At 69.2% G+C, this 9,157-nt stretch carries 8 protein-coding genes; 3 read left to right on the top strand and 5 right to left on the bottom strand.

The window, feature by feature from the left end; genetic code table 11:
- Window positions 1–495 precede the first annotated feature (495 nt).
- The 4 genes from AB0J09_RS45660 to AB0J09_RS45645 form a co-directional block, all read right to left on the bottom strand.
- Window positions 496–978, bottom strand: coding sequence for a hypothetical protein (locus tag AB0J09_RS45660; RefSeq protein WP_360705898.1), 483 nt, complete (start codon window positions 976–978; stop codon window positions 496–498).
- Between the two features lie 89 nt (window positions 979–1,067).
- Window positions 1,068–2,186, bottom strand: a complete 1,119-nt coding sequence (locus AB0J09_RS45655; RefSeq protein ID WP_360705896.1) for a magnesium and cobalt transport protein CorA — start codon at window positions 2,184–2,186, stop codon at window positions 1,068–1,070.
- Window positions 2,187–2,202: 16 nt separating this feature from the next.
- Window positions 2,203–2,670, bottom strand: a complete 468-nt coding sequence (locus AB0J09_RS45650) for a nuclear transport factor 2 family protein (protein ID WP_360705893.1) — start codon at window positions 2,668–2,670, stop codon at window positions 2,203–2,205.
- A 7-nt stretch (window positions 2,671–2,677) separates the two neighbouring features.
- Window positions 2,678–3,562 carry an amidohydrolase family protein gene (locus tag AB0J09_RS45645; RefSeq protein ID WP_360705891.1) on the bottom strand — a complete coding sequence of 295 codons (885 nt, stop codon included), beginning with the start codon at window positions 3,560–3,562 and terminating at the stop codon, window positions 2,678–2,680.
- Between the two features lie 34 nt (window positions 3,563–3,596).
- On the opposite strand from AB0J09_RS45645, the gene AB0J09_RS45640 reads away from it, so the two are divergent.
- Both AB0J09_RS45640 and AB0J09_RS45635 read left to right on the top strand, forming a co-directional pair.
- On the top strand, window positions 3,597–4,295 hold the full coding sequence (locus AB0J09_RS45640; protein WP_360705888.1) for a M50 family metallopeptidase: 699 nt from the start codon (window positions 3,597–3,599) through the stop codon (window positions 4,293–4,295).
- A gap of 46 nt (window positions 4,296–4,341) precedes the next feature.
- Window positions 4,342–6,111 (top strand): protein kinase, encoded by a 1,770-nt coding sequence (locus tag AB0J09_RS45635; RefSeq protein ID WP_360705884.1) that lies wholly within the window; start codon window positions 4,342–4,344, stop codon window positions 6,109–6,111.
- On the opposite strand, the gene AB0J09_RS45630 is transcribed toward AB0J09_RS45635, so the two are convergent.
- On the bottom strand, window positions 6,100–8,199 hold the full coding sequence (locus tag AB0J09_RS45630) for a thiamine pyrophosphate-dependent enzyme (protein WP_360705881.1): 2,100 nt from the start codon (window positions 8,197–8,199) through the stop codon (window positions 6,100–6,102). The genes AB0J09_RS45635 and AB0J09_RS45630 overlap by 12 nt on opposite strands.
- A gap of 318 nt (window positions 8,200–8,517) precedes the next feature.
- Between AB0J09_RS45630 and AB0J09_RS45625 the strand changes: the two genes are divergently transcribed.
- On the top strand, window positions 8,518–9,157 hold a 640-nt coding region (locus AB0J09_RS45625; protein ID WP_360705878.1), incomplete at its 3' end, for a hypothetical protein.

The following is a 9,157-nucleotide window of genomic DNA, read 5'->3' as shown; positions in this document are numbered from 1 at the left end:
CCCTGGCCGGCTACGTCCACCTGCGCGCCCAGACCCAGCAGGGCGGGCCCGCCACCCAAGGTGGGGATCAGCTCGCGGCGCTGGCCACGGTGGTCAGGAACGAGTTGCAGTCGATCGGGCAGCGCCTGGAACGCCTGGAACAGCACGTCGGCCTGAACGCCTGAGGACCTCCCGTGAAGGCCGCCGGCCGCGGGCGCGTGCTCGCGGCCCTTCGCCTCGCTCTCGCGGGGCTGATCGTGGTCGGCCTCGTGATCGCGGCCCTTTGGTGACCGGGCACGGACTGAGCCAAGGGCATGCGCATTTTGGCGATCATCACTCGGTGATAGCTGCCCGGTGCACGCCCCGCACGCGTACGTAGCGAGTGGAGTTCGGCTGGTCGATCCAGAGACCGTCGGCACCGCCGTCGCCGTCGGCGATCGTCCAGGCGAGAAGGACACGAGCCTTGACCGGCGGCGCACGCTCACGCCGCTCCGCCGGTCACTCGATCCACCGCCGTCAGGCGACCTTGGAGGAGCTCGCCGTCCAGGTGTTGCACGCGCCGGGCTTGCCCGCCTTGTAGCCCTTCTCGATCCAGTAGAGGCGGTTGGCGGTCTTGCCCTGGTACCTGTTCTTCCAGAAGTCCTGGACCTTGAGCACGGGCTTCCAGTCCTTGACCACCCGCCCCAGGGCCTTCGCCGACACGCCCACGAAGCAGTCGGTCTGCAGGTAGTACCGGCGATTCTGCTCGTTCATGAGGGATTCCAACCCGTCGTTCTGCATCCCCCACCAGGCTTTCCCGATGCCGGTCTGCCCGGTCACGACCCCGCTCCACGTCCTGACCACGGAGGTGAACACCGCGAGATCGTTCTTGGCCCTGATCCAGTCATCGGCCAGCCGCACCCGAATGGACGTGGCGCAGATCTCGGAGAAGGAGCCGGAGACCTCCATGCCGGTGGAGCAGGACTCCTTGTCGGACGCCTCCTTGAATTCCACCTTCACCGGCTCGAAATCCTCGATGGCCGGCTTCCACGCCGGTGGCGGTCCCCGCCAATAAACGAGTGATCATGAGGCGGGATACTAGCGAAAGGTCAGAGCCAGTTGCGCTTCTTGAAGACCACGTAGAGGGTCAAGCAGACGGCCGCCATCAGCACGATGGCGAACGGGTAGCCGAACAGCCAGTGCGTTTCCGGCATGAAGTCGAAGTTCATCCCGTAAATGGTCCCGACCAGGGTCGGCGCGAAGAGGATGGCGGCCCAGGCGGAGATCTTCTTGACCTCCTCGCCCTGCTGGATGCTCGCCTCAGTCATCCGGGCCATCTCCGCGTTCTGCGCCTGCGTCACCAGCGTCGAGTTGATGACCAGGATGTTCTGCAGCATCGTCCGGAAGGACGAGATCCGCTCCGCCACGGTGATCGCGTGGTCGGCCACGTCACGCAGGTAGCTCTGCAGTTCGTCGTTGACGCCGTACTTCGCCGCCCCCGCGATGAGCGCGTGCAACATGCCCACCAGCGGTGACGTGGCCCGCTGGAACTCGATCACCTCGCCGGACAGCTCGTAGACGCGCCGCGACACCGAGGGGTCGCCGCCGAAGACCTGGACCTCGATCTCCTCGATGTCCTTCTGCAGCCCGGCCACCACCGGCGCGTAGCCGTCGACCACCGCGTCGAGGATGGCGTAGAGCACGGCCTGCGGGCCCTGCCGGAGCAGCTCGGGATCCGACTCCATGCGCTTGCGTACGCCCTGCAGGTCGGGCGCCTCCGCGTGGCGTACGGTGATCACGAAGTTGGGCCCGACGAAGACGTGCACCTCCCCGAACGCGACCTCCTCCACATCGTCCAGGTAGCGCGCGGCCCGCAGCACTACGAAGAGCGTGTCGCCGTAGCGGTCGGCCTTGGGCCGCTGGGAGCCGACGATCGCGTCCTCCAGCGCCAGCTCGTGCAGCTCGAACTCCTCGCCGAGCTTGACCAGCTCCCACTCCTTCGGCCGGTAGAGGCCGATCCAGGCCATGCTGTCCGGCATCTGCTTGAGTCGCTCGAAGGCATCGGCGAGTGAGCCGGGATTGTCTACTCGCTCGCCGTTCTGATAGATCGCGTTGTCGATGACGGTCGGCCGGTAGGCGCGCTCCTCCGCGGCACGCGGGTCCATCGAGTGCTCGGGCGCTTCCTCGCGTGCGTCACCGCTGCGCCTGAACCCCTTCACCCTGGCCATTGCCCACTTCCTGGAACTACGAGAGCTTGTCGAGCTGCTGTGCGGCGCGGTCTCTGATGGTCTGGCGCCACATCGGCGTCCAGCCGATCAGCAGCCCGTGTGGCCTGCCGAGCGCCATCTTCGACCAGCGCTTGAAGTCGAATTCGTCGTGATGGCGGACGATCAGATCGTCCTCGAACCTGAAAAGCGCTTCGATCTCGTTGACGACCTCGCGCCCAGTGCTCGAGAACGTGTACCGCGACGTCCAGTGCGCGGTCCCGGTGTAATCGTCGGCCGTCACGTCACGATATGCGGACTTCACCCCGTCGCGCACGCCGAGCTGGAGCCGCCACATCCTCATCACGTTGTCGCGCCCCTCGACTTCCTGGAAGATCGGATCGCCGAAGCTGACGTCAGGGTGATAGCAGCGCTCCATGGCCGCGAAGTCCACACGGCCCAGAGCGTCGAAGAAAGCGCTGATGAGCGCCACGTGCCGATCGTTCACCTTCCTATCAGATCACGGCCGCGCCGTTGTCCCAGCACACTGCCCGCAACCAGTCATCGCCCAGGTCCAGCCGGGCGAGGGCGTCCAGCTGATGCGCGTAGGAGTGAGGAATTGTCGGAAAGTCAGTGCCGAGCACCACTTTCCCCGAAAGGCCCAGATCAAGCAACGCGGGCCGCAACCGTTCGGGAAACGGCATCCCCAGCTCGCAGAAGTCGGTGAAGGCCATCGTGGTGTCCAGCGCGACCCGCTCGTAGCGGCCGGCCAGCTCGAAGAACGGGTCGTACTCCGGCATCCCGAGATGCGCGATCACCACCCGCAGCCGCGGATGCCTGCGCAGCACCTCGCCGATCGGCTCCGCCCCGATGTAGCCGCCGGGCACGGGGACCGAGCTGGCGTGCGTCACCACCGGCACGCCCGCGTCCGCCAGCAGCCCCCAGACCTCGTCCAGCTCGCCGGCCCGCGGGTCGAACCCGCCGACCTGCAGGTGCACCTTGAAGATCTTCGCGCCGTCATCCAGCGCCCGGCGCACGTACTCCACGACCCCAGGCTCGGGGTAGAAGGTCGCCGAAGGAAGGCATTCAGGTGTACGGCGGGCGAAATCCAGCGTCCAGGCGTTGAGGTCGGCTGCCATGCCGGGCTTGTGCGCGTAGGCGAGGGCGGGGAACTTCCGTACGCCCATCGCCCGCAGCCGCTCGACCCGCTCCTCCACCGGCCACTCGTACTCGATCTTCCAGCCGTTTCCCATCAGCGGGCCACCGTGCCTGAAGTGGTGCCACACCCGCCGCTCCATCCGCTCCGGCAGGAAGTGCACGTGAAGATCGATCAGGCCGGGCAGCCCCAGCCCCCGCCACCAGTCCGGCACCCGCGCGTCAGAATGTTGTTCTGTGGCCACGAACGAGACTTTACCTGGATAGTGTTTCTCCTCGATGGAACAGCTCTGGGCCCACCTGATCAAGGTTCAGCCTGACCCCGACCCCTGGGTCGTGGGGGTCTCGGCTCTGGCCGCGCTCGTGCTCGTCGGCTTCCGCATGCCCTGGCAGGTGTCCAGAGGCCTGATCACGATCGCGCACGAGGGCGGCCACGCGCTGATGGCGCTCGTCACCCGGCGCAAGCTCGAAGGCATCCGCCTCCACTCCGACACCTCCGGCGTGACGCTGACCAGGGGCAGGCCCACCGGGCCCGGCATGGTGCTGACCGCGCTGGCCGGCTACCTCGCGCCGCCGCTGCTGGGCCTGGCCGCCGCCTGGCTGACCGAGATGGGGCACATCACGCTGCTGATCTGGAGCGTGCTGCTGTTCCTGGTCTGCATGCTGCTGCTCATCCGCAACCTGTACGGGGCCCTGATCCTGCTGGCCACCGGCGGCGCCGTCTTCGCCCTGATCATGTACGCGCCGGCCGAGGTCCAGCAGGTCGTCGCCCTGGTCGCGGTCTGGTTCCTGCTGTTCGGCGGGATCAGGCCGATCATCGAGTTACAGCGCAAGCGGCGCAGGCGGCAGGCGAGAGACTCCGACGCGGACCAGCTGGCCAGGCTGACGTTCCTGCCCGGCGGGTTCTACGTGTTCTTCTTCCTGCTGGTGTCGGTCGTGTCCGTGGTCTTCGGGGCGTACCTCATGAATCCGCTCTAGTCACGATATTTCGCACTAAACTCGCCCCATAACAGGGGGGAGTGCCGTGCTGCCAGTCGAGGACGCGCCCGGCTACCGGGTACTCGATCAGGCGGGGCAGGGCGGGTTCGCCGTCGTGTACCGCGCCTACCAGGAGCGCCTCGACCGGATCGTGGCGCTCAAGGTGCTGTCCGTCGACCGGGTCGACCAGCGCACGATGCGCAGGTTCCAGCGCGAGCTGCAGCTCACGGGCCGCCTCACAGGCCACCCCAACGTCGTGACCGTCTTCGACACCGGCGTGACGCGCTCCGGCAAGCCGTACATCGCGATGGACTTCTTCGAGAACGGCTCGCTGCGCGACAAGGTCCGCAAGGAGGGGCCGCTGCCGGTGCCCGACGTGCTGCGGGCCGGGGTGAAGCTGGCCGGGGCGCTGGCCGCCGTACACGAGGCCGGGGTCCTGCACGGCGACATCAAGCCGCAGAACATCCTCATCTCCCGGTACGGCGAGCTCGCCATCGCCGACTTCGGCGTGGCCAGGGTCGTCGACTCCTCGGAGATCTCGGCCACATCGCAGGCGTTCACCCCGCTGCACGCCGCCCCCGAGGTGCTCACCGGCCAGCCCCACTCCGCCTCGACCGACATCTACTCGCTCGGCTCGACCCTCTACCATCTGCTGGCCGGCCGGCCCGCCTTCCACAACCCGGCGGACCCGTCGATCGCGCCCCTCATGTACCGGGTGCTCAGCATCGACCCGCCCCCGATCAACCGCTCCGACGTGCCGCCGCCGGTCTTCGAGACGATCCTGCGCGCGATGTCCAAGCAGCCGGAGGCCCGGTACGGCTCCGCACGCGAGTTCGCCCAGCGGCTGCGGGAGGTGCAGGCCGAGCTGGGCCTGTCGGTGACGGACCTGGTGGGCCAGGACCCCGGCCCCGGACCGGCGATGTCCACGGTCCCCCGCACCCGCTTCGACGACCCGCCCACCGGCAACCCCGGCCCTCCCCAGTTGCCGACCACGGGCAACCACCTGCCGGTGACGGGCAACCAGCTGCCTTCTACCGGTCACCACCTGCCCGGCACGCCTTTCGGCGCGCCTCAGCCGTATCCCGGCGCACAGACGGCGAGCAGCGGCGGCATGGGTAGCGGCGGCATGCACGCGACGGGTCAGCATGGGCTCCAGGGGACGGGCCCGCAGGCGACGGGTCAGGGCCACCTGGCGTCCGGGCAGCCGGGCTTGCAGGGGGCGGGCCCGTCCGGCTTACAGGCGACCGGGGCGCCCCCGCACTCCGCCGCCCCCATGGCCGGCGCCGTCGCGTATTCGGCTGTCACGAACCCTTCCGTCCAGGGCGGGGAGCCCGGAGGGGGGCGCCTGCAGCGGAGCCTCGTGATCGGGGCGGCGGTGGCGGCCGTCGTTATCGGCGGCTCGGGTGCGGCGATCTACCTCTCACTCCAGCAGTCCCAGACACCCAAGACCGCCCAGCCGAAGACGTCCGAGCCCGGCTCTCAGGACACCGTCCCCATCGACAAGAAGTCCATAGCCGCGCTCACCCCGCGCGGTCTCAAGGCGAAGGACCAGGGCACCCTGGTCGAGCTGCGGTGGACGCTCCCGGCCGGCGCCGGCCGCTACCCAGTGGTCCTCCAGCGCTCCCCGGTCAAGAAGGGCGAGCACCCCATCACCGCCCTGGGCCAGGGCGCCACCGCGACCCGCGTCGCAGGCCTGGACCCGGGCACCGGCTACTGCTTCCTGGTGGGCGTCCCGCTCCAGATCTCGGAGAACTCCACGGTCGCGTGGTCCAAGCCGGCGTGCATCCGCGGAGCCGTGGTCCGCTCAACCCAGTAGCTTGCGCGCCGCCTGCTCGATCTCGTCCTCCGACAGCAGCACGTGGTCGGCCGCCTTGCCGAGGGGGATGAAGCTGTCGGCCGAGGTCACCCGGCCGATCTTCCCGGTGAACCCGGCGTCGACCAGCTCCGCCACGATCGCCTCGGAGACGCCGCCGGTGTGCCGGGTCTCGTCGGCGATCAGGACGTTGCCGGTCAGCTCGGCCGCCCGCAGCAGGTCCTCCGTCGGCAGCGGCGCCAGCCAGCGCAGGTCGAGGACGCGGCACCCGACGTTCTCCTGGGTCAGCCGCACGGCGGCCCGCAGGCTCATCCGCACACCGTTGCCGAACGTCACGATCGTCAGATCGCGCCCGTCGCCGTAGGAGCGCGCCCGCCCGATGGGCACGTGCGTCTCCGCCCAGCGCCCGGGCGGCGGGTAGGGCGCGAGCCAGCCGCCGTCGCCCTCCTCGAACAGGTCACGCGTGTGATAGAGCGCGATCGGCTCCAGGAACACGCACACCGAGCCGCTCGTACGGGCCGCCGCCAGGCAGGTGCGCAGCATGGCCGCGGCGTCGTCGGGACGGGCGGGTGAGGCGATGACCAGGCCGGGGATGTCGCGCAGCGCGGCCACCGCGTTGTCGTTGTGGAAGTGCCCGCCGAACCCCTTCTGGTAGGCGTACGCGGCCACCCGCACCACCATCGGGTTGGTGTACGAGCCACGCGAGAAGAACGACAGCGTGGCCGCCTCCCCGCGGATCTGGTCGAGCGCGTTGTGCAGGTAGGCCAGATACTGGATCTCGGGCACGGGGAGCAGCCCCGACACGCCTGAGCCGAGCGCCAGCCCCAGGATGGCCTGCTCGTCGAGCAACGTGTCGAACACCTGCCCTGCGCCGAACCTCTTCTGCAGCCCCCTGGTCACGCCGTAGACGCCGCCCTTCTTGGCGACGTCCTCGCCGAACACCGTCATCTCCGGGTAGACGGCCAGCGCGTCGGCGAGCGTGCGGTTGACGGCCTGCGAGAGCGTCATCGGCTTGTCGTGCTCGGGCAGCGAGCCGGCGAAGGCCTTCGTCCTGGCCGCGGCCGTGGCCGCCATCGGGCTGATCTTCGCGATCAGCTCGGGCTTGCGCGGCGCGAGCGGCTCCATGATCTCCTTGGCTGAGCCGAGCCGCGGGCTGCGCGTCGTCTCGAGCGCGATCCGCAGCACGTGCTCGCGCTGCGACTCGTACGTCTTGAGCAGCTCGTCCGGTGTGGTCAGCCCGGCCTTCACGAGCAGCGCCGCCGTGCGGACCAGCGGGTCGCGCTCGAGGTCGGCCTTGATCTCCCGCTGAGTGCGGTAGGCCTGCTCGACGTCGGACCCGGCGTGGCCCATCAGCCGCACGGTGGACAGGTGGAGGAAGGCGGGGGAGCGGCGCTCGCGTACGTGCCGGACCGCGCGGAGGGCGGCGTCGTACGTCTCGGCGAGGTCGCAGCCGTCGGCGGCGAAGTACTCGATGCCGGGACGCCGCGCCGCCGACTCCACCCAGCCCTTGGGCGTGCGGACGCTGATGCCGATGCCGTTGTCCTCGCACACGAACAGGATCGGCAGCGGCTGCCCCTGGTAGGTGGCGTAGGAGGCGATGTTGAGGCCGCTCAGGGCGCTCGCGTGGTTGATCGAGGCGTCGCCGAAGCTGCACACCGTGACCGCGTCCGCCGGCCAGAGGGACGGCGCGCCGAGCGCCTTGGCCCGCTCGATGGCGAACGCCACGCCCACCGCCCTGGGCAGGTGGCTGGCGATCGTCGAGGTCTGGGGGATGACGGCCAGATCGGGATGGCCGAACACCTTGTGCCTGCCGCCCGCGATCGGCTCGTCGGCCGCCGCAGTCAGGCCCATGAGCACGTCGCGGAGGCCCTGCTCGGGCAGTCTGCCGGCCTGCTCGGACCTGGCCAGGTAGAACGCGCCCGAGCGGTAGTGGAGCAGGGCGGGGTCGGTGGGCAGCAGGGCGGCGGCGACGGCCGCGTTGCCCTCGTGACCGGCTGAGCCGATCGTGTAGAAGCCCTCGTCCTGCTCGCGCAGCCAGCGGGCCGCGATGTCCAGCAGGCGGCTGTCGACCTGGCGTTGGTACAGCCTCACGCACTGCTCGCCGGTCAGGGACGTGCCCTCGCGGACCGGTCGCCCCGGATCTCGTGCGGGGCCCGCCTCAAGCGTCGCAATTGCCTGAGTGAAAAGAGTCTCAACAGTGTCGCGCGCCACACACCGATTATGTCTTCGTTCGGCGCTGACGTCTGCTGGACGCCGCCCACATCTTGTGGACCGGTCCGATTGACCCCCATCAATAACGGTTTGTCAGATTTCCGAACTTTCGGGCCGGAGCGTACGTCTACTGAGATGACATACGTGGCACCCTCAATGCCGCGTTGAAACCCCTGGGGTCTCCAGAAAGGAACCCGCATGTTACAACGCATCCGCGTGGCCGCCCTCGCCATCGCGCTGGGCGCCGGGGCACTCGTCCTGGTACCCACCGCCGCGACGGCCGCCGCGGACCCCGTCATCACTCGAATGGAGATCAACCCCGGCCCGCCGGTCGACGTCACGAACGGCGCGGTCACGGCCACGTTCAGCTTCGCCACCAAGGGGGCCGACAAGGCCGAGCTCCAGCTCAAGCCCCCGGGCGACGTCAGTGTCGGCAAGCCCGTCGACCTGACGTCCGCCAAGAACGGCGACTGGACCAAGTGGACCGGCACCAAGTCCTTCGACTCCTCCAACACCGGCACGTGGAGCTGGCTGGCCATCGCCGGCGGCGCGTCCCGCGGCGGCACGTTCGAGGTCGTCGCCAAGAAGGTGCTCGACACCAAGATCGTCGACTTCGACGCCAGCCCCGACTTCGTGGACAGGGGCGACCTGGTCAAGGTCTCCGGCCGGCTGCTCGCCGACGGCAAGGGGTACGGCGCGCAGAGCGTCGCGATCACCTTCCGCGCACGGGGCGCCGACGCCTACCGTGAGATCACCAAGGTGACGACCGGTGCCGACGGCTCGTTCAGCGCCACCGTACGGGCCCGCGAGACGGGCTGGTGGCGGGCCGAGTTCGCGG

Origin of the sequence: Nonomuraea sp. NPDC049784 (genome assembly GCF_040659615.1) — a bacterium.
Classification (GTDB): Bacteria; Actinomycetota; Actinomycetes; order Streptosporangiales; family Streptosporangiaceae; genus Nonomuraea.
The sequence above is the reverse complement of the archived record's forward strand: the minus strand, read 5'-3'. Positions and strand labels throughout refer to the sequence as shown.

Excerpts from the sequence above, each read along its gene's own strand:
- AB0J09_RS45655 (WP_360705896.1), bottom strand. The coding sequence starts at position 2,186 with ATGGCCAGGGTGAAGGGGTTCAGGCGCAGCGGTGACGCACGCGAGGAA.
- AB0J09_RS45640 (WP_360705888.1), top strand. The coding sequence starts at position 3,597 with ATGGAACAGCTCTGGGCCCACCTGATCAAGGTTCAGCCTGACCCCGAC.